The organism is Halorubrum sp. Ea8 (assembly GCF_002252925.1).
Taxonomy (GTDB): domain Archaea; phylum Halobacteriota; class Halobacteria; order Halobacteriales; family Haloferacaceae; genus Halorubrum.
In genome coordinates this window covers 1-20,342 of record NZ_NHPF01000082.1, presented here as the reverse complement: position 1 = coordinate 20,342, position 20,342 = coordinate 1, and the positions used below count along the sequence as shown (strand labels likewise).

General features: G+C 70.7%; 19 protein-coding genes. 4 read left to right on the top strand and 15 right to left on the bottom strand.

Features of this window, described 5'->3' with window-relative positions; all coding sequences use genetic code 11:
* The 5 genes from DJ74_RS09050 to DJ74_RS09030 form a co-directional block, all read right to left on the bottom strand.
* Positions 1-1,232 (bottom strand): alanine--tRNA ligase-related protein (locus DJ74_RS09050; RefSeq protein WP_094527033.1); only part of this gene is annotated, 1,232 nt, incomplete at its 3' end.
* Between the two features lie 600 nt (positions 1,233-1,832).
* Complete coding sequence (locus DJ74_RS09045) at positions 1,833-2,033, bottom strand: dodecin (protein ID WP_094527032.1); 201 nt, start codon at positions 2,031-2,033, stop codon at positions 1,833-1,835.
* 56 nt (positions 2,034-2,089) lie between these two features.
* Positions 2,090-2,428: a hypothetical protein gene (locus tag DJ74_RS09040; RefSeq protein WP_094525212.1), complete on the bottom strand. Its 339-nt coding sequence runs from the start codon at positions 2,426-2,428 to the stop codon at positions 2,090-2,092.
* 150 nt (positions 2,429-2,578) lie between these two features.
* Positions 2,579-2,824: a DUF5816 domain-containing protein gene (locus tag DJ74_RS09035; protein ID WP_094525213.1), complete on the bottom strand. Its 246-nt coding sequence runs from the start codon at positions 2,822-2,824 to the stop codon at positions 2,579-2,581.
* Between the two features lie 69 nt (positions 2,825-2,893).
* Positions 2,894-3,259, bottom strand: a complete 366-nt coding sequence (locus DJ74_RS09030) for an iron-sulfur cluster assembly accessory protein (RefSeq protein WP_094525214.1) — start codon at positions 3,257-3,259, stop codon at positions 2,894-2,896.
* Between the two features lie 213 nt (positions 3,260-3,472).
* Between DJ74_RS09030 and DJ74_RS09025 the strand changes: the two genes are divergently transcribed.
* Entirely contained in the window at positions 3,473-5,785 is a 2,313-nt protein-coding gene (locus tag DJ74_RS09025; protein WP_094527031.1) for a glycoside hydrolase family 32 protein, read from the top strand.
* A 59-nt stretch (positions 5,786-5,844) separates the two neighbouring features.
* Here DJ74_RS09025 and DJ74_RS09020 read toward each other — a convergent pair whose 3' ends face one another.
* Positions 5,845-7,179, bottom strand: a complete 1,335-nt coding sequence (locus DJ74_RS09020; protein ID WP_094527030.1) for a glycoside hydrolase family 68 protein — start codon at positions 7,177-7,179, stop codon at positions 5,845-5,847.
* A 224-nt stretch (positions 7,180-7,403) separates the two neighbouring features.
* On the opposite strand from DJ74_RS09020, the gene DJ74_RS09015 reads away from it, so the two are divergent.
* Positions 7,404-8,504 carry a TrmB family transcriptional regulator gene (locus tag DJ74_RS09015; protein WP_094527034.1) on the top strand — a complete coding sequence of 367 codons (1,101 nt, stop codon included), beginning with the start codon at positions 7,404-7,406 and terminating at the stop codon, positions 8,502-8,504.
* Positions 8,505-8,545: 41 nt separating this feature from the next.
* On the opposite strand, the gene DJ74_RS09010 is transcribed toward DJ74_RS09015, so the two are convergent.
* The 4 genes from DJ74_RS09010 to DJ74_RS08995 all read right to left on the bottom strand — a co-directional run bounded on the left by DJ74_RS09010 (position 8,546) and on the right by DJ74_RS08995 (position 13,098).
* Positions 8,546-9,724: an ABC transporter ATP-binding protein gene (locus DJ74_RS09010; protein ID WP_094527029.1), complete on the bottom strand. Its 1,179-nt coding sequence runs from the start codon at positions 9,722-9,724 to the stop codon at positions 8,546-8,548.
* A 6-nt stretch (positions 9,725-9,730) separates the two neighbouring features.
* Positions 9,731-10,705, bottom strand: a complete 975-nt coding sequence (locus DJ74_RS09005) for a carbohydrate ABC transporter permease (protein ID WP_094527028.1) — start codon at positions 10,703-10,705, stop codon at positions 9,731-9,733.
* 1 nt (position 10,706) lies between these two features.
* Complete coding sequence (locus tag DJ74_RS09000; protein ID WP_094525218.1) at positions 10,707-11,684, bottom strand: carbohydrate ABC transporter permease; 978 nt, start codon at positions 11,682-11,684, stop codon at positions 10,707-10,709.
* 184 nt (positions 11,685-11,868) lie between these two features.
* Entirely contained in the window at positions 11,869-13,098 is a 1,230-nt protein-coding gene (locus DJ74_RS08995) for an extracellular solute-binding protein (protein ID WP_094527027.1), read from the bottom strand.
* 439 nt (positions 13,099-13,537) lie between these two features.
* Here DJ74_RS08995 and DJ74_RS08990 point away from each other — a divergent pair, with 439 nt between their 5' ends.
* Together DJ74_RS08990 and DJ74_RS08985 are read left to right on the top strand one after the other, a co-directional pair.
* Positions 13,538-14,392 (top strand): hypothetical protein, encoded by an 855-nt coding sequence (locus tag DJ74_RS08990; RefSeq protein ID WP_094527026.1) that lies wholly within the window; start codon positions 13,538-13,540, stop codon positions 14,390-14,392.
* An 84-nt stretch (positions 14,393-14,476) separates the two neighbouring features.
* A complete protein-coding gene (locus DJ74_RS08985; RefSeq protein ID WP_094527025.1) occupies positions 14,477-15,937 on the top strand; it encodes a hypothetical protein in 1,461 nt (486 codons plus the stop codon).
* A gap of 85 nt (positions 15,938-16,022) precedes the next feature.
* Here the strand turns inward: DJ74_RS08985 and DJ74_RS08980 are convergent, their stop codons facing one another.
* From DJ74_RS08980 to DJ74_RS20015, 5 genes are all read right to left on the bottom strand, one after another.
* On the bottom strand, positions 16,023-17,171 hold the full coding sequence (locus tag DJ74_RS08980) for a mechanosensitive ion channel family protein (RefSeq protein ID WP_094527024.1): 1,149 nt from the start codon (positions 17,169-17,171) through the stop codon (positions 16,023-16,025).
* Between the two features lie 50 nt (positions 17,172-17,221).
* Complete coding sequence (hisD, locus tag DJ74_RS08975; RefSeq protein WP_094527023.1) at positions 17,222-18,499, bottom strand: histidinol dehydrogenase; 1,278 nt, start codon at positions 18,497-18,499, stop codon at positions 17,222-17,224.
* 82 nt (positions 18,500-18,581) lie between these two features.
* Positions 18,582-18,791, bottom strand: coding sequence for a hypothetical protein (locus tag DJ74_RS08970; protein ID WP_094521851.1), 210 nt, complete (start codon positions 18,789-18,791; stop codon positions 18,582-18,584).
* 20 nt (positions 18,792-18,811) lie between these two features.
* On the bottom strand, positions 18,812-19,777 hold the full coding sequence (locus DJ74_RS08965) for a phytoene/squalene synthase family protein (RefSeq protein ID WP_094521852.1): 966 nt from the start codon (positions 19,775-19,777) through the stop codon (positions 18,812-18,814).
* A gap of 195 nt (positions 19,778-19,972) precedes the next feature.
* Positions 19,973-20,062, bottom strand: a complete 90-nt coding sequence (locus tag DJ74_RS20015; RefSeq protein WP_394338177.1) for an HVO_2523 family zinc finger protein — start codon at positions 20,060-20,062, stop codon at positions 19,973-19,975.
* Positions 20,063-20,342: the final 280 nt, after the last annotated feature.

Below are 20,342 nucleotides of genomic sequence, written 5' to 3'. Positions count from 1 at the left end.
GCGTCCACGACCGCGCCGGCGTCGGGGCTCGCGCCGTCCGAGCCGCCGTCGCCGTCGACCCCGTCCGCGACCGCCACGACCACGAACGGCGCGCTCCCCGTGCCGACCGCCGCGACCGCGTCGGGCGCGTCTGCGGCCCCGTCGCCGTCGTCGAGGAGGCGCTCCGCCGGCCCCCGCAGGTCGTTCGGGTCGGCGCCGTCGACGGTCCCCACCGCCCACGTCGCCCCGTCGACATCGGTGGTCGGGAAGTCGCCGAGCCGGGCGGTCAGCAGGTCGGTCCGGGCGTCCCGGAGCTCTCCCTCCAGCCGGTCGACCTCGTCGCGGAGGCGGTCGACCGCGTCCGGGAGGTCACCGATCCGCGCGTCGAGGCTCGTCGCGGCGTCGAGCGCGGCCGCGTGGACCGCGGCGTCGTGGTCGATCGCGGTCGGGCCGACCGCGAACTCGACGCGGGTCACGCCCTCGCCGGGGTTCGACCGGTCGAGCACGGAGATCGGCCCGATCTCGCTCGTGTTCCGGACGTGGGTGCCGCCGCAGGCGGCGACGTCCCACGCGGACGCGGCGTCGCTCTCGCCGCCCGCGCCGTCTTCGCCGCCCCCGCCGCCCGCGCCGTCCTCGTCGCCCTCGCCGGCCGGGCCGTCCCCGCCGACCGTCACGACGCGGACCGCCTCGCTCCCGCTCATCGCGCCCTCCTCGGTCTTGGTGTTGAAGGCGATCCCCTCGATCGCGCGGGCCTCATCCTCCGGGAGCGTCTCCCACGAGACGGGCAGCGAGTCCCACACGGCGCGGTTGGCGAGTCGCTCCAGCTCGACGAGGTCCGCGTCGCCGATGGGGTCGGCCGTCGTCAGGTCGACGCGGACCTTCTCCGCCGCGATGTCGAAGCCGGCGTAGCCGAGGTCCTCGCAGGTCCGACGCGCGGCGCCGTAGAGCACGTGCGAGGCGGTGTGCGCCCGGGCGCAGTACGTCCGGAACGCGTCGTCGACGATCCCCGAGACCGTCTCGCCGACCGCGATCGACCCCGGCGGCTCCTCGCCCAGCACGTGGACGACCCGGCCGTCGCGCTCGGTCACGTCCTCGAGGAGGACGCCGTCGATCGTCCCCCGGTCCGCTGGCTGGCCGCCGGACTCGGCGTAGAAGAACGTCTCGCTCAGGACGACCTCGCGGCTGTCGACCGACTCCACCGTCGCCTCGAACTCCCTGACCTCGGGATCCGCCGGCGCGCGTGACGCTGTCATGGGCGACCCGTGGTCGCGGTCGGATAAATAGGTGTTCGCCTCGGCGTTCGTTTATAAATCATCCTGCGACGGCGCGTGCCGACGAGCGTCCGAGGGGCGCGAGTAGCGAGGGACCGAAGGTCCCTCTGACAGCCGGCGCGTGGCGCCGGCGATCGCACGCGCGAGGGAGGCGGCGGCCCGGCGCGGGCGGAGCCGCGCCGGGCCGTCCGCCGAGGCTGGGGAGGTGTGAGGCTGCGGTGCCGTGCGGTCGGGTGGGACTCAAAGGGGCAGCCGCGAGGGCGAGGGCGGCCGAAGTAAGCACCGCAGCGAGGGAGCGGTAGCGACCGACCGAGGAGCGCAACGAGGCCTCCGAGCCGTCGCGGCTGGGGCTTTGGAGGCGTTCAGCGTCGAGTCGCCGATCGCGTATCGCCGAGCCGCCGGGGCTTCGGGGCTCTTCACCGTCGCTTTGCACTCGGTCAGTTATAACCGAACGACCGGGACGCCGAAGACGTTCTCCCCGGTGGCGACGGGACGCGGAGGGACGAATGCCACCGTCGAGCCCCCTCTCGAGACGGCAAAAGAAGTGTCACGACTCCTCGGCGACCGATTCGCGTCGATCCCTCAGTCCTCGAGTTCGAACGCGACCTCGACCTCGGCCTGGTACTCCCGGGTCGGCGCGTTCTTGATCTCCACGCCGAACTCCTGTACCTCCGCCCAGTAGACGTTCTCGAGCGTGTCTTCGGCGCGGTCGATCGCCTCGTCCGCGGCGTCGTCGAAGCTCTCCTCGCTCGTCCCGATCAGCGTGATCTTTTTAAACACCATGTCGCGTGCTACTTGCACGCACGTTCACATAAAAGGGGTGGAGTCCCGGGGCGCCGTCAGGGACTGCCGGGCGCGCCTTCCATCACGGCGAAGTCCTCGCCGTCGGCCTCGATACCGATGACCGCCCAGTCGTACGGGGGCTTCTTGGAGACGAGGCGGTCGCGCAGGTCGCCGGCCCGGTTGCGCCACGTGACGAAACAGCGGAGCCGCGGCGTCTCGCCGCCGTCCGTCAGATACGGGTCCAGATCGTCGTCGTCCATACACAACACCGTCACGAGCACGCGTCGCCATTTCCGCTCCGCGATGAACTCCTGTCCGCCCTCGGAGACGGTGTATCCGAGTTCGCGAAAGACATCTCTGGCCTCCGTCGTCGGTGGGATGCTCGCAGTGGCCATCTACCTCACCGTTCGCCTCCATCCGTGATAAAGTTTCTCACGATTCCGCGGACGCGGTTATTCGTCCACCAACGCGGCCGCTCACGACCGTTTCCCGTCAGATCACTGTCGGCCGTCTGTGACAGATCACCGTCGGCCGTCTGTGACCGGTCACTCGTGGGCGGCGTCCCACTCGTCGGGCTTCCGGATGTTGCCGCACTCCGTGCACTGGATCCGGCCCATCGTGTCCATCGCGGTGTCGAACGAGTCGCAGTTCCCGCAGCGGAACCCCCACCGGGCCGACCCGTCCGCGTCGGCGAACACGACGTAAAAGGGGCCCTCGGCGCCGCGCTCGATCATCGTCCGGTCGGTGTACACGCGCTCGCCGTCGGCCGTCGTCGAAGCGTCGAGACTCATACCAGCCCGTATTCGACGGAACCGCTTAAAAGCGAGAGTCGACGGCGGGCGGGCCGCCCGGACGCCGCGCTACGTCCGGAACGACTCGCCGCAGCCGCACTCGGAGACGACGTTCGGGTTCTCGACCTCGAAGCCGGCGGCCTGGAGGCCGTGTTCGTAGTCGAGCCTGCTCCCGCCGATGTAGTTCCGGCTCGCGGGATCGACGAACACGCGGAGCCCGTGGTGTTCGACCACGAGGTCGTCCTCTTCAGGCTCCGTGTCGAACCGCATCCCGTACGAGAGGCCCGCGCAACCGCCCTGTTGGACGAACAGCCGGAGTCCGGCCTTCTCCGTGTCGAGCCCCTCTCCCTCCAGCAGCGAGAGCGCCTCCTCCGCGGCGTCGGGCGTCACCTCGATGGCCGGGTCGCTCCCCGCTTCGACCGTTTCGGTACTCATGCGAACGCCTTCCGCTCCCACGGTAAAAACCCTGCCGGCGGATCCCCGCCGGTCGTTGCCGCTGACGGTTACGTTCCCCCGAGCGATCCCCCCGATCGACCCGTCGACGGTTACGCGGTCGCCCCGAGGCGACCGCTCCGAAGCGACCGCTCAGACGCACCGCTCCGCCGCGGGGACGACACGGTTTTGATTCGGTGGCGAGTGAACACGGGTATGACGGATTCGTCGCTCCGCGTCGGGCTGTTAGTCGACGGGGACCCCACGGCCGAGCAGCGCGCCGCCGCAGAGTGGATCGGGGCCCGCGACGGCGCGGCCGCCGACGTCGTCCCGTTCGACGCCCTCGACGAGCGCGGCGCGGTCGCCCCGCCGACGACGCCGACCCCCGGGGACGCGGACGGTTCGCAGTCGCTCGGCGAGTCGTATCCGGGGGCCGGCGTCGGCGACGGCGCCGGTCGGTTCGACGTCCTCTGGTGGCACCGCGACCGCCCGCTCGGCGGCGCGACTCCCCTCGCCGACGCGGCGCCCGCGATCGAGGCGTTCCTCGCCGACGGCGGGGGCCTCTGTCTCAGCCTCTACGCGTTCGCGGCGGTCGACGCGCTCTCGGTCGAGTCGGTCCCCCCGGACCGCGTCGGCGACGACGCGCTCGGGGAGCCGACGGGCGTGCTCTGGCGCTCGCTGCGCGCCGACCACCCCGCGCTCGACGCGCTCGACGGGCTCCGCCACCCGGTCCGGCGGCGCGGGACGGTGCCCGGGGTGCGATACGAGCGCGTGCTCCCCGCCGACGGCGAGCCGCTCGCCTCGACGGTCCGCGGCGGCACCGAGGTCCCGGAGGAGGTGACGGTCGTCTCGTGGCCGGCCGGCGACGGCGCAGTCCTCGGGATCGGCGCGCCCGTGCTGTTCGCCGAGCCGCCGACGGACGGCCACCCCGAGAGCGACCGGGACCTCGGCGCGACTCGGGACCGGCTGCTCGCGGGGTGTCTCCGGAGCCTCGCGTCGTCCGATCCGGTTCCGAGTCGACCCGAGACCGCCGCCGACATGCGTCGGCTCCGCGAGCGCGTGGACGAGACGGGCGAGGACGGCCCGGGCGGCCGCCCCGCCTACCACCTCACGGCGCCCGCGAACTGGCTGAACGACCCGAACGGGCTCGTCCGATGGGACGGGCGGTACCACGTCTTCTACCAGTACAACCCCGGCGGCCCGTACCACAACACCATCCACTGGGGCCACGCCGTCAGCGACGACCTGGTCACGTGGCGCGACGAGCCGGTCGCGCTCGCCCCCTCGCCCGACGGCCCCGACCGCGACGGCTGCTGGTCGGGCTGCGCCGTCGACGACGACGGCACGGCGACGGTCCTCTACACCGGCGGGCGGGGCCGCGACCAGCTCCCCTGTCTCGCGACCGCCGACGACTCCGGGCTCCGATCGTGGGAGAAGTACGACGGCAACCCCGTCATCGAGGCGCCGCCGGCCGACCTCGACGTCTTGGAGACCGACGACTGGCGCGCGGAGTTCCGCGACCACAACGTCTGGCGCGAGGGCGACACGTGGTACCACCTCGTCGGTACGGGGCTCTCCGACGGCGGGGGCGCCGCGCTGCTGTACACCGCCGACGACCTCCGCGAGTGGACCTACGAGGGCCCCCTGCTCGCGGGCGGTCCCGACGCCGGCGCCGTCTGGGAGTGCCCGGAGCTGCTCGACCTGGGCGACCGGCGGCTCCTCCACGTCTCCGACTACGAGAACGTCGTCTACTTCCTCGGGACCCTCGAAGACGGCGAGCTCGACGTCGACGCCGAGGGCCTGCTCGACCACGGCGACTTCTACGCGCCGCAGTCGCTGGAGGACGGCGACCGGACGCTCACGTGGGGGTGGCTCCCCGAGGCCCGCGACGCGGCCGGCCAGTGGGACGCCGGCTGGTCCGGCGCGCTGTCGCTCCCGCGGGTGATCGAACTCGGCGACGACGGCGACCTCCGACAGCGCCCGGCCGTGGAGGTGACCGACCTCCGCGCGGACCGGATCGCCGACCACCGCGACGTGCGCCTCGCCGACGGCGACCGACGGCGGCTCGACGCCGCCGGGGCGACGATCGAGATCGACGCGGAGATCGCCTTGGAAGACGCCGAGGTGGTCGAGCTGTCGGTGTTCGAGGCGCCCGACCGCGCGGAGCACACGCCGATCCGCTACGAGCGCGACGGCACGCTGACGGTCGATCGGGCGCCGTCGAGCGGCGACTCCGAGGCCTTCACCGATCCGCAGTCGATGTCGGTCCCGCCGTACGACGAGCCGCTGTCGCTGCGGGTGTTCGTCGACCGATCGGTCGTCGAGATATACGCCAACGAGCGGCACTGCCTGACCAGCCGCGTCTACCCGACCCGCGAGGACGCGGTCGACGTCTCCGCGGTCGCCGAGGGCGGGCGCGCGTCGATCCCGCGGCTGACGGCGTGGCGCCTCGACGGCGCGATGGAACCGCCGGAAGACGGGGCGTCGAGCGGAGACGCCGCGGGCGACCCCGCCGCCCGCGAACAGTAGTCGTCGCCGCTTCGGTCGTCGCCCGGCCGTCGCCGCTTCGGTACTCCCCGACCGTACCCTCAGTACTCGCCGAGGTACTCGGCCCCGACTCCCGCCTTCGCCTCGGGGACGCCGCCGTCGAGGTCGTCGGGGAGCTCCGAGCCGTCCGCCACCGGGAGCGGTTCGTCGGGAGTCGGTACCCGCCAGGCGTCGAGCGTCCCGAGCAGCCGGGTGCGGTCCCCGTCGACCGCCAGTCGGAGCGTCGGCGCGAGCGTCCCGCCGAACCGGTCCCGCTGTTCGGCCTCGGGCAGCTCGGCGATCGCGTCGAGCGAGTCGCCCCCGAAGTCGTGGTAGTTGAGGAAGCTCTGGACCAACACCTCCTCCGCGTGGGGGAACGCCATCCACGAGTACGCCTGGTACGGCGCCTCCGGCGGGTTCGTCGCGACGAGTCCGGTCCCGTTGAGCGGGCGGTACGGTCCCTCGAACGCGTCGGCGACGAAGCCGTACAGCCCGTCGGGCCCCGTCACGCCCGGCGCGAACGTGTGGACGTGGCTACAGACGAACAGGTAGTAGCGACCGTCGGCGACGACGACGTGCGGGCGTTCGAGCTCCTGGTTCACCTCGACGGCGTCGACGAGCGGCGGGCGGAGCTCCCACGAGAGCGGGTCGCCCGAGGGGGAGGCGGCGACCCCGACGCAGCCGTTGAACGCCCGCCGCTCCGTCGTCTCGGCGTCGTCGCCCTCGCGCTCCGGCGCCGGGACGTTCGCCTCGAAGAGGAGGTGCGTCTCGCCGGTCGCGGGGTCCTCGAAGAACCACGGATCGCGGAACGTGTACGTCATCCCGCGCGACTGCGCCTCCGTCTCGTACCACTCGCCGTCCGGCTCCAGCAGCGTCTCGTGGGTCCACGGCCCCGCGAGTTCGACGCCGTCGTCCGTCGCGGCGACCGCGCCGCCGTGCGCGACCGCGATCCGCTGGGTGTAGGTCAGCTCGTCGGCGTCGTCGCGGCCGGCGGCCGTGTAGTAGAGATAGACGTCGCCGTCGTCGTACAGCGCGGATCCGGCCCACTGACGCTGGCCGAGCGCGCCGCCGTCGAACACCGGGCCGGCGTCGCGCCAGCGCTCGCCGTCGGCCGAGTAGAAACAGCGGATCGCTGCGACGTCGTGACGGGTGCCCGGGAGCAGGTCGGCCGTGGCGGTCAGCGAGAACGCCAGCCGCCAGCCGTCGACGTCGGCGATCTCGCCGCGGCGGTCGCGGAGCAGCCACGTGTCCCAGACGTGGAGGTCGGGGAAGGGGTCGACGGTCGGATCGCCGGCCGCCGGCGCGACGTTCCCGCGGCGGCGCTCGATCCCCGCGGCCTGATCGCGGGTCCAGCGCGATCGGGACGGCGAGTCACCTCGGGGGCGCGAATCGTCCATACGATCCGTCCGCGACGAACCGAATAAAGCCTTTTCAGTCGCTCCGACCCGGCGCCGGCGCTCGCCCGGCGGGGCCCGACGAACGACGGAGGAGAGCAACGAGCGCGCCCCCAATCTCCGGTAATAAAACGTTTTATCACGGCCGTGGTAGTTCGAACCATGACCACACGATCGACCGGCCGAACCGGCGAGGGCGACCGCGTCCGCGGCGACGGGTGGCCGCCGTGAAACGCGCGGAGCTGACCGACACGCTTGAGGACGCGGGGCTCTCGCCGTACCAGGCGGACGCGTACGTGACGGTCCTCGAACTCGGCGCGGCGCCGGTGACCCGCGTGGCCGACGCCAGCGGCGTCCCCGACCCGCGCATCTACGACGTGCTGCGGGACCTCGAGAGCGCGGGGTACATCGAGACGTACGAGCAGGAGTCGATGTACGCCCGCGCGAACGACCTGGACGAGATCACCGACGACCTGCAGTCGCGGGCGAGCCGGCTCACGGCCGCGACCGAGGAGATCGAGCGCCGCTGGAACGAGCCGAGCGTCGAGCGGTCGACGGTGAGCATCGTCACGCGGTTCGAGACGGTGATCAAGAACGCCGACGAGTTCATCCGCGGCGCGGAGTCGCAGGTGAACGTCTCGCTCGGCGTCGACGACTTCGAGCGGCTGCGCGGCGCGCTCCGCGAGGCGACCGAGCGCGGCGTCCGCGTGAACCTCTCCATCCACACCCCCGACGGGAGCGAGGAGGCACTCCCCGATCCGGCGGAGCTGAGCGACGTCTGTTCGGAGGCGCGCCACCGGCGGCTCCCCTCGCCGTTCGCGGTGATCGTCGACCGGACGAAGACGTGTTTCGCGCCGCACGCGGGGTCGACGAACGAGTACGGCGTCCTCGTCGACGACCGGACCCACACGTACGTGTTCCACTGGTACTTCCTCACGACGCAGTGGGACACGTGGGACCCGATCTACTCGTCGATCGGCGACGAGCCGCCGATCGAGTACGTCGACATCCGCTACTGCGTCCGCGACGTCGCGCCCCTCCTCCGGGACGGCGCGACCGTCAGCGTTCGGGTCGAGGGGGCCGACACCGAGACGGGCGCGGACAGGGTCGTCGAGGGGCCGATCGCCGAGGTCATCGTCACCGGCCCTGAGGACGCGACCGACGCCGAGGTCATCGCGAGCTACGGCGGCCAGGTCGCGATCGTCGTCGAGACCGACGACGGTCCCGTCGAGGTGGGCGGGTGGGGGGCGATGGTCGAGGCCGTCGAGGCCCACCGGATCACCGTCGTCGACGTCGAGGGGTCCGAACGGGCGAGCGCCAGCGCGTGACGGGGCGGGCGCGGGGTCCGCGCCGCGACGACCTCGGCCGCTCAGTCCGCCTGCACGCCGTCGTCGGCCGTCCCGATCTCCGAATCGGCCACGATCCCGTGCGAGATCGCGTCGCCGGAGGCGTCGTCGAACAGGTGGAGGCGCGCGCGGTCGATGACGATCTCGACGTCCTCTTCCTCGCTGATGTCGCTCGACGGGTCGACGCTCATCAACAGCCCCTGTCGCTCCTCGAAGTCGGCCGCTTCGCCCGACGCGCCGAGGATCGGCTTCAGGTAGACGAAGATCTCGTCGCCCATCGGTTCGAGCACGTCGGTCGTGACCGAGAACGTCCTGCTCGGGTCCTCGGCCTCGGCGCTGTTGCTCTTGAGGTAGATGTCCTCCGGACGGATGCCGAACTCCACCGCGTCGCCGGTCCCGACCCCGTCGATCGCCGTGGTGTCGAAGGAGATGGAGTAGCCGTTCGCGTCGAGAGTGCCGTCGCCGACGGTGGCGTCGGCGAAGTTCATCGAGGGCGATCCGATGAATCCCGCGACGAACCGGTTAGCCGGCTCGTTGTAGCAGGTGAGCGGCGGCGCGATCTGCTGGAGCTCCCCCTTGTCGAGGACGGCGATTCGGTCCGACATGGTCATCGCCTCGGCCTGGTTGTGCGTGACGTAGATGATCGTCGTGTCCAGCTGCTTGTGGAGCCGCTGAAGCTCGGTCCGCATGTTGACGCGCAGCTTGGCGTCTAAGTTCGCCAGGGGCTCGTCCATCAGGAACACGTCCGGGTCGCGGACGATCGCTCGCGCGATCGCGACGCGCTGACGCTGACCGCCGGACATCTCGCTCGGCATCCGGTCGAGCATCCCCTGCATTCGGACGACTCGCGCCGCCTCGTCGACGCGCTCGTCCATCTCGTCCTGCGGGAAGTCTCGAAGCCGCAGGCCGAAGGAGATGTTGTCGTACACGTCCATGTGCGGGAACAGCGCGATGTTCTGGAACACCATCGCGATCCCGCGGTCCTTCGGCGGGAGGTTCGTCACCTCGCGGTCGCCGATCAGGATCTCACCCGACGTCGGCTTGGTGAGGCCGGCGATCGTCTCGAGCGTCGTGGACTTCCCGCACCCCGACGGACCGACCAAGCAGATGAACTCGCCGTCTTTCAGGTCGAGGTTCATGTTATCAACCGCCGTTACGTCGTCGTACCGTTTCGTGACGTCAGTAAGTTGTACTCGTGACATGTGTGGTCACTCCTTGAGTGCTCCTTGGGTGAGCCCGCTGATGATCTTGTCCTGTGCGACGACGACGAGGATCGCGACCGGAACGATCGCGATCAGACTCGCCGCCGCCTGGAGGTCGTACCGGACGGTGTACTGCGTCTGGAACGCGATGACGCCGTCGACCACCGGCGCCCACTCCGCCGCGCTGTTGCCGGTCATCAGGAACGAGAAGAAGAACTCGGTGTACACCGTAATGAAGGTGAGAATGCCCGCGGTCGCGACGCCGGGGGCGGAGAGCGGCATGATCACGCGGAACAGCGCGCCGAGCCGGGTCGTCCCCTCGACTCTGGCGGCGTCTTCGAGCCCGTCCGGGATCTGGCCGTAGAACGTCGTCAGTATGAAGATCGCCAGCGGCATCGTGAACGCGCTGAGCGGCGTGACGACCGCGCCGGGCGTCCCGTATATCTCGACCGGGAGCGTGAAGAGCCCGAGCATCGGTACCTGCTGGTTGAACGCCCGGAACAGCGGGATGAACAGCGTCGCCGGCGGGAAGAAGCTGAGCACCAGCAGCGAGAACAGGAGCGGCGTCTTCCCGCGGAACTCCAAGCGCCCGAACGCGTACCCGGCGAGGCTTCCGACGAGGAGCACGAACACCGTCACCGTGAACGCGTAAAACAGGCTGTTGAACATGAACCGCGCGAACGGGACCTGCTGGAACACTTGGATGAACACCGACAGATCGATCGTCGTCGGAAGGAGCGGGATGTCGGTCTGTCCGGGCGGCGCCATCGAGACGTTGAACAGCCAGTACAGCGGGAACAGCGAGGTCGTCAACAGCACTCCACCGAGGAACACCAACATCACGGCGTACGCCTTCTCCGGGTTCTGGATCCAGTCGTCGGCCCACCGCGCGATGCGGGATTTGTTCTCTTCGTCGCCGGTTCCGTCGCCGGAGCCGTCGAACGTTTCCGCGTCGTCGTGGTTGCGTGCGTCGATGCTCATATTACGCTAACCCCAGGCTCTGGTTGCTCCGTCGGATGAATCCGAGGTACACCATGATGAACAGTCCCACGACGATGGCGATCAGGACGCTCACGGCGGCCGCGGAGCCGTACAGCGTCGCGGACCCGAACATAAACTGCGTCACGAGACAGGTCATCGACGGGACGGTCGAACAGCCGACCGTGGTCGACTCGATGATGCCGTACACCCGGAGCGCGCCCATCGTCCGGAACAGCATCGCGACCATCAACACGGGGAAGACCAGCGGGAACGTGATGTATCGGAACCGCTGCCAGCGCGACGCGCCCATCACGTCGGCCACCTCGTAGAGGTCCTGGTTGACGCTCTCTAACCCCGCCAAGATCAGGAGGGCCATGAACGCCGAGGTCTTCCAGATGTCCGCCACCGTCACGATGACGAAGCTGTCGAAGGTGGTGTTGAGAGGCAGATTCGAGAAGATTCCGAGCTGCTGGAGGGGCTCGGTCAACAGCCCGTACCCGGGCCGGAACAGCAGGAAGAAGATCATTCCCTGAATGACGATCGGGATCGCCCACGGCAGGATGATGAGGAGCCGAACGAGCCGTCGGCCCTTGTACTCGGCTTTCATCAGCATGGCGTAGAGGAACCCGAGCAGCGTCTCGCCGGTGACGCTCAACACGGCGAACAGTATCGTCATGAACAGCGCCTGTTCCAAAACCGGCGTCTGGAACGAGGGGTCCACGAACGCCGCCGGCGCCAGCGCGTTGGTGTTCGTGAGCAGTTGGACGTAGTTCGTTATCCCGGAGAACTCGCCCAGCTGACCGCCGGTGAGCACGTCGGCGAAGAACGACATCCTGATCGCCGACGCGAGCGGCCAGAACGCGAACAGCAACAGCACGAGGAACGCCGGTACCAGCAGCAGATACGCGTACGCCTGCTCGCTCAGGTTCTCCGTCCACGTCGCGAGTCCCGTCAGGACGCCGTCTGACCCGCCCGACATCTGCGTCCTGCCCTGTTCAGTTGCCACGGCGATCAACACCCCCCGTGACTGCCCGCCGTTGTGGTACGAGCATCGCCCGCCTGTTTTCCGTGCGAATATTTATCATTGTTGGCTGTTTTACATTTATTTCGACTCCTTCCCCCTGCGACGCCGCCGGGGAGGGGAGCCGGTCAATCGGACGCCGTCACCCCGACTGCTCTTCGATTGCGGCGATCTGTTCCTGCATCGCGCTCGCGGCTTCCTCGGGCGTCTTCTCCTGTCGGAGCGCCGAGTTGACCTCGTTGGCGACGACCGTCCGCTGGTTCGGCCACACCGAGGTCGTCGGCCGCGGGATCAGGTTCTCCGCCGAGTACTGGAGCGCCTCGAAGTACGGCCCGTACGTGTCGCTCTCTTCGACGTAGCTGAACAGCTCCGGCTTCGGCGGCATGTAGTTCGCCGCGTCGAACTGCTGCTGGAGGACCGAGTCCTCCCACCACGCCTTGATCACTTCCTTCGCGGACGCCATGTTGTCGGTGTACGGGTTCATGGACATGATCCATCCGCCCTGCGCGTGCCAGGACCCGTTCGGGCCCTTCGGCAGCGGCATCACGCCGAGCTCCATGTCCGACCCCTCGAAGGCGCTCACGGCCCCGCCGATGGAGTAGGTCCAGTTGCGCTGCGTGACCGCGCTCCCGGCCTCGAAGGTGCTCTTCGTGTCGGGTTCGATCCAGCCGGCCACTTCCGGGGGGGAGACCCCGGCGATGTCCATCGGCGAGAGGCCCTCCCCGTGGATGAGGTCCACTGCGGCTTCGATCCCGTCGATCGACTCCTCCGAGTCGAGGGTGACGGGGCGGTCACCGATCGGTCCGAAGAGGTTGTCCTCACCGCCGAAGAAGGCGCCGCCCATGCTCGTGAGGAACTCGTTGAACGTACAGCAGGCCAGCCCGATGTAGTTGTTCCCCTGCCAGACGTGACCGTAGTCCACGTCAGAGGTCTGCGCCTCGGAGACGATCTGTGAGAACTCCTCCCACGTCGGCGGGTCGGTCCGCCACGTGTCGAAGTCCGAGTCGCCGTATCCGGCGTTCCGCAGCAGGTCCTTCCGGTAGGTGATGACCGGGTAGTCCGGGAAGGTCGGGATCGAGTACAGATCGCCGGTCTCGGGGTGCGTCCCCGTGTCGATCATCGACTGGACACCTTCCTCTTTGACTCGAGAGATGAACTCGTCGTCCATCTCCTCCTCGAGATTGACCAGGTCGTCGCGGACGATGAACGGGATCGTCCATCCGTTGTCCGTCAGAACGAGGTCCGGGTCCGACTCCTCAGCGTTGATCGCGGTCCGGAGCTGCTGTTGCTTGCTGCCGGAGTCCTGCGGCGGCACGACCATCTCGATCGTGATCGAGTCGGGCACGCCCGCCTCGTGTAAGGCCTCCTCCATCCCGGCGTCGACGAACGCCGACCCCGAAAAGACCGTGACGGTCCCACCGATCTCGTCGCCCGAGGATCCCGAGTTCGATCCGTCGCCGCCGCCCCACCGCCGGAACAGCCCGCGAGGCCGGCCGCCCCCACCGCCCCCGTGGCTGCGAGATACTGCCGTCGCGAGACGCCGTTCGGAGTGCTACCTTCTGACATCATTTGGTCATAAGGAATAATCATTAATATAAGTAGGGGTATTTACAACAGGAGATGTTAACAATATCAGCGTCAGGGAAATCGGGACGGAAACCGCCGTTACGCGGTAAAATCGTTCGAATCGACAGATCTCGACCGAGCGGCCGCGATCCCCGCGGGTTCGATCGCCGCTCGCCCGACCGCCACCGCGACGGGCGGCCGGGTGACCGCAGACTTGATGAGGCGGTGGGCGGAACTCCGTGGGAATGAGTCCCTCGACGCCGATCGGCCTCCGGCGGTCGGAGCACACCGGCGAAAACCGCTGTTGGCCGTGTACGGCGGTCAACGTCGCCGTCGTCGCTGTCGCCGCCGCGGCGGTGTCGATCGCGAGCCTCCCGGCCGCCGCCGTCGTCTCGGCCGCCGGTCTCGCGCTCGTCTGGCTCCGCGGGTACGTCGTCCCGGGGACGCCGCGCTTCGCGCCGCTGCTCGTCGCCCCGATCCCCGGCAGCGAGGCGCTGTTCCACGGCGCGGACGCCGCCACCGACGGCGGCCGCGCGCCGGCGGCCGGGAGCGGCTCGCTCGACCCGGACGACGTCGACGGCGAGGCGCTCCTCGACCGACTCCTCGCGGCGGGCGTCCTCGGAGTGGACGGCGACGCCGTCGCGCCGACCGACGAGTACCGCGACCGCTGGAACGCCGAGATGGCGCGGCTCCGCATCCGCGAGACGGAGGCGATCGCCGACGTCGCCCGGGAGATATCCCCGGCGACCGAGTCCCGAGTCGTCCGCGGCGACGGCGACGCCGACGGCGACGAGTGGGTCGCGCTCTCCGCCGCCGGCGCGAACACGGTCGACGAGACGTGGCTCCGCCGGCCGGTGGCCATCGCCGAGATCGCGGGCTACCGCGCCGCCGAGCCCTTCCTCTCGGACGAGTCGTTCCGGCTCGCGGCGGCGCGGACGAACCGGATGTTCCTCGACGCCTGTCCCGACTGCGAGGGCGACCTGAAACGCGGGGTCGACCTCCCCTGTTGCGGCGGCTACACCGGCCCCGACGAGGAGCCCGCCGAAACGCTCGCCTGCCCGGACTGCGGGGTCCGACTCTTCACCTTCCCGCGGGAGTAGCGGTCTCGGTCGGCGCGGGAGACCCGCTCTCGACCGGTCCCGGTCCGCGGTACGTTTGTATAGGTAGCATCCGTCATCCCTCCCATGAGCATCCCGTCGGAGGCGGCGTTCGCCCGCCGATGGCGAGCCCTCTCGCCGGCAGAGCGCCGCGAGTTCGTCGCCGCGCTGTGGGCGGCGCGGGGCTGGGAGACGACCCGCGAGGCGGCCGAGCCGAGCGTCGTCGTCGCCCGTCGCGACGGCCGCGTTCGACGGATCGCGGTCGGGACGCCCGTTCCGGACGACGCCGACGCGGTCGTCGGGGACGGAGCGCGGCGCCTCCTCGCCGCGTCCCCCCGGCGCCGAGCCGACGCGGTCGGGGCGGCGTACGTCTCGCCGGCCGACCTCCGCGAGCGGCTGTGCTACGGGATCGACCGCGACGCGGCGGACCGGCTGTTCCGCCGGCGCTTCGGCGTCGACCTCGCGGCCGCCGGCGCGGCCGCCGCCGCGGGTCCCGGCGGCGTCCGACGCCGCGCGTCGCGACTCCGGCGGTCGGTCTCGGACGAGAGGCGGACCGCGCTCGCCGTCGTCGCCGTCGCCGCCCTGGTGGCGGCCGCCGCGGTCCTCGCCGCGGGCGGGCCCTCGGCGTTCGGCGGGGTCACCGGGCTCGGTCCCGGCGTGGGGGAGCCGACTCCCCCGTCGCCGCCGGCAGGCGGGGAGTACGCGGCCGCCGCGAGCGCGATCGGGACGGCCGAGTCCGCGGAGCGCGGCGCGGCGACGCTCGACGACGCGGCGTCCCTCGGGCTCTACGAGGACGCGCTCACGGGCACGGTGGGGTCGACGGCGCGGACGCCGCCCGGCGTCTTCCTCACCGGCGTCTACGACGCGGACGCGCTCGCCGACGCCCACGTCGCCGCCGCGTCGACCCTCTCGTCGGCGTCCGTCCTCCTCGTCGCGTCCGGGCCCGCGAACGCGACGGACCTCGACGCGTCGACCGGGGGCCGCGTGGGGATCGCCGGCGACGGCGGCGTCGAACTGGCGGTCGCCTCCGAGCGCCGGTACCGGATCGCCGCCTCGGCGAACGCGTCGGTCCCGAACGCGCCGGTCCCGAACGCGAGCCGCGACGGGGTCGTCGAGGTGTTCGCCGACGGCGACGCCGTCTACGAGCTGGCCGCGGGGTCCGGGGGCGTAGAGACCCGTCGCGTCCCGCCCGCGGCGGCGCCGAACGCGACGGCGCTCGCCGGCGAGGTCGCCGCGGAGCCGATCCGGCGGTTCCTGAACGGGAGCGAGTCGACGGTCCGCCCGGCGGCCACGGAGATCCCGCTGTACCGGGTCGAGGTGCGCGGCGAGCCCCGCGCGCTCGGCGAGGAAGTCAGCGACTTCCGGGCGGTCGCGTTCGTCAGCGCCGACGGCCTCGTCCTCGAGCTGTCGGCGACGTACGTCCACGAGCCCACCGGCGAGCGCGTCCGGGTCGCGTTCCGGTACGACCGTCTCGGCGACACCGCCGCGGTCCCGCCGGCGTGGTATCCCGAGGCCTCCCCGGACGGCGACGACGGGGCGTCGACCTGACGGTCGCCCGCCCCGCCGTCGGGGTCCCTCGCTGCACGTAGTCGCCGTCGCCCTCAATCGTCGCCGGCTTCAGTCGCCGCCGGCTTCAGTCGCCGTCGCCCGCTCGGCGCTCGGCGGGTTCCGCCGCGGCGGCGGACGGGGGACCCGACCGCTCGACGCCCGCGCTCTCGGGGATCGAACCGTCGGTCGCGGTGACCGTCACGTCGCGTTTCGGGTACGGGATCTCGATGTCGGCCGCGGCCAGCGCCTTGTACAGCGCGCGATTGAGCTCGTGCTGTACGCGTCGGCGCCGCGTCGGCCCGTTGACCCAACAGAGGATCTCGTACTGCAGCGCCGAGTCGCCGAACGAGCGCAGCCGGGCCCGCGGCTTCGGCGAGTCGAGGACCAGCGGCTCCGCCTGCACGACCTCGAGCGCGAGCGCCTCGAACGCGTCGACGTCGGTCCCGTAGGCGACGCCGATCGGGACCCGAACGCGGCGCCGGCGCTGCGGCGCGGACTCGTTCGTCACCTTCGCGGCGTTGAGCGCCGCGTTCGGCACCGTCACCAGCACCTCGTCGCGGGTGAGCAGCGTCGTCGAGCGCACGCCGACTTTGATCACGGTCCCGGCGGTGCCGTCGTCGAGGACGATGTAGTCGCCGATCTTGTAGGTGTCGTCGAAGTAGAGCGCGATCCCGCCGAAGAAGTTCGCGACCGTGTCCTTCGCGGCGAAGCCGACCGCGATGCCGGCGACTCCCGCGGCGCCGAGCAGGGGCGTGATCTCGATGCCCCACAGCCACAGCAGCGTGCCGGCGCTCCCGACGAGCACCGCGAGCGTCCAGACGTTCGAGAACACGGGCGCGAAGTCGAACCGACCGCCCTCCTCGTTGACGGCGGCGACGAGCCGGTTCACGACGGTGTTCGCCGCGTGCGCCCACACGAGGACGATCACCGACAGCGACGGCCGACCGAAGACGCTATCGAGCAGCCGGGGGCTCACGAGCACCGAGGTCCGGACCGACGGCACCTGCGTGAGGAGGTACACCCCGACGAGCGCGGCGGTGACGACGAGCGGCGCGCGCAGCGAGGAGATGACGATGTCGTCGTACCCGGAGTCGGTGGCCGCGACGTACCGGCGGGCGACCCGCAGGACGGCGAACTCCATTCCCACGGCGGCGACGATCGAGACCACGAGGACCGCGACCGTCGCCTCGACCGCCGTGAGCCCCTCGAACAACGTCAGCGGCGACGGAATCATACCGTCCGGAGGCGAGTGCGCGAGATAACCGTTTCTGCGGAGTCGGTCTTCTACTCGAACCGCTTCCGGACGCTCTCCGCGTGCGCCTCCAACCCCTCGGCCTCCGCGAGCGTCGTGACCGTCTCCGAGAGGTCGGCGAGCGCGTCGCGGTCGAGCCGCTGGACCGTCGACGACCGGAGGAAGGTGTCGACGGAGAGCCCGCCGTAGCGCTTCGCGCCGCCGTTCGTCGGCAGCACGTGGTTCGTCCCGGCCGCGTAGTCGCCGGCGGCGACGGGCGAGTACGCCCCGAGGAAGACGGAGCCGGCGTTCGTGATCCGATCTAAGAGGGCCTCGTCGTCGTCGGCGACGATCGAGAGGTGCTCGGCCGCGTACTCCTCGGCGAACAGCACGGCCTCGGGCATCGACCGGGCGCAGAGGACGCCGGAGGCGTCGTTGTCGAGGGCGGCCCGGATCGTCTCTTCACGCTCGCGGTCCGCGGCCTGCTCGTCGACCGCCTCGGCGACGGCGGCGGCGAGGTCGGCGTCGGCGGTGACGGCGACCACGGAAGCGTTCGGGTCGTGCTCGGCCTGCGCGACGAGGTCGGCCGCGACGAGGTCGGGGTCGGCCGTCTCGTCCGCGAGCACGAGCACCTCGCTCGGCCCCGCGAGGAAGTCGATCTCGACGTCGCCCTGCACGACCGCCTTCGCGGCGGTGACCCACTTGTTGCCCGGGCCGACCACCTTCTGCGCGCTCGTCACCGTCTCCGTCCCGTACGCGAGCGCGGCGATCGCCTGCGCGCCGCCGACCTGGTACACCGCGTCGGCGCCGGCCTCGTGGACCGCCGCGAGTGTGACCGGATTCAGGTCCTCGGCCGGCGGGGTCGCGACCGCGACGTGGTCGACGCCCGCGACCGTCGCCGGGATGACCCCCATCAGCGCGCTGGAGGGGTACGCGGCCGCGCCGCCGGGCACGTACACCCCCGCGCGGTCGATCGGCCGGAACCGGCGGCCCAGCTCTCGGCCGCCGAACTCGTCGCGCCAGTCCTCGGGGCGCTGCCGCTCGTGGAACTCGCGGACGTTGGCGGCGGCTTCTCGGACCGCGTCGATGACCGGATCGTTCGCGTCGTCGAGCTCGGCGTGCGCGCGCTGGGCGTCGTCGGTGACGTCGATGTTGCCGACGGTGACGCCGTCGAACTCCTCGGCGAACTCCCGCAGCGCGACGTCGCCCTCCTCGCGCACTCTGCCGACGATCTCCGCCACGTCGTCGCGGACCGCGTCGACGCCGGCGTCGCGCTCGAAGAAGGCGCGCCGTTCGGCGGGCGAGAGGTCGGCGACGGTTCGTACGTCCATGCGCTCACTCCGGGCCGCGGTCAAAAGGGCGTTCCGACTCGGCGCACCCCGGGCGCGAGGGCGGTCGACGCGTCTCCCCGTCTCACTCCAACCGTCTGACCCCGGTCACGTCGAGCGTCGCGAGCGCGACGAGGACCGCCAGCAGCCCCGCCGCGGCGAAGAGGATCGGCGCGGACAGCGCCACGGCCAGCTCGTAGGGCGCGACGAGGCGAGTCGTGCCGCGGACGACGAACGAGAGGAAGACGAGCCCGAACGCGAGCAGGGCGAGCCCGACGAAGCGGGAGCGGTTCATTCGGCGCCTCCGGGCCCCGTTCAGTCCGACTGCGCGACGCCCGAGCCGTGCGGTCCGTGCTCGCGATGGTCGCGCGTGCCGTCGAAGCCGCGACACATCTCGTAGAACACCGCTTCCGGGTCCTTGTTCCACTGCCACTTCCAGCGCGTCCGGACGAGCAGCGAGATCTTGCGGGCGAAGGAGAGCTCCGGCGTCGTCGACACCGTGTCGTACCCCAGGTCCCGGATGAGCCGGTGGTGGTCCGCGTACAGCACCGCCGCGAGCAACACCGCCAGCTGACAGTCCTCGGGGAGGTACTTGATCCCCGCGACCCCCTCCTCGTAGAGCCGCTCGGTCCGGGCGAGCTCCTCGCGGACCGCGGCCGCGACGTCGGCGTCGAACTCCAGCTCGAGGATCTGCTCCTCGCTAACGTCGTGTCGCCGGAGGGTCTCTAGGGGGAGGTACACCCGGCCGCGCTCGACGACGTCCTCGCGGACGTCGCGGATGAAGTTCGTCATCTGGAACGCCTCGCCGAGCTTGGTGGCGTGCGGAAGCGCCGCCGCCTCGGTCTCCTCGTCGAGATCCATGATCGCGGTCATCATCCGCCCGACCGCGGCCGCGGAGCCGTCCATGTACGTCTCCAGCTCCTCGTACGTCTCGTAGCGGTCGGTGTCGATGTCGCTCTCCATCGCGTCGACGAACGAGCGGACGTCCTCGTCGGCGATCCCGTGTTCAGCCTTCACCTCGGCGAACGCCTCCAACACGGGGTCGTCGGTCGGCTCCTCGCCGAGAGCGGCCCGCCGGAGCCGGTCGAGCTCGGCGCGCTGTTCGGCCGGCGGCCCGGTGTCCTCGGCGTCGACGACCTCGTCGGCGATCCTGAAGAAACCGTACAGAACGTACGTTGCATGGCGGATCCGCTTCGGAAGCAGCCGGGTGGCGACGTGGAAGGTCTTGCCCGTGCGACGCTGGATCCGCTTGCTCCGGGCAACCTGTGTGTGCTCTACCATGGTGACCCCTGCCGGTCGGAGAGGAGGGTCAAGAGCGGGTCGCCGGTCATAAGGGAAAAATCGGCCTCCAAGAACATAACAGTTCGCACATCCATTGTTGTTTTCATGTCGGCTATCCGTTAATTCTGTGTTTATTCGGGAGACGCGAAGGAGGTACGCCACCGGCGAAAACTCGGGCTCGGCGCCGCCTCGCGGTCAGTAGAACGTGTCGCTGCAGTCGTACACGACTCCGTGGGCCGGGCAGACGTACTTGCAGTGTCTGTGGTACATCGGGCTCTCGCAGATCGGGCACGGCCGACCGCCGGACCCGCCGGTCGGCCCGCCGCCCGTGTTCCCACCGCCGTCGCCCTCGCTCATGCGGTTCGGTACGGTCGCCGGAGGCATAACCGATCCCCTCCGCGCCGCGAGGCCGCCTCTCGCGGTCGCTCCGACCCACTGTAAGTATCGGTCTCCCTGACCAGTCAGGCCGACGCCAGCGAGTCGTACACCGACTGCGCGACGCGCTCCTCGCCGAACGGGAGCGTCAACACGCCGCCCCAGCCGTCCTCGGTGAGCGCGCTCACCG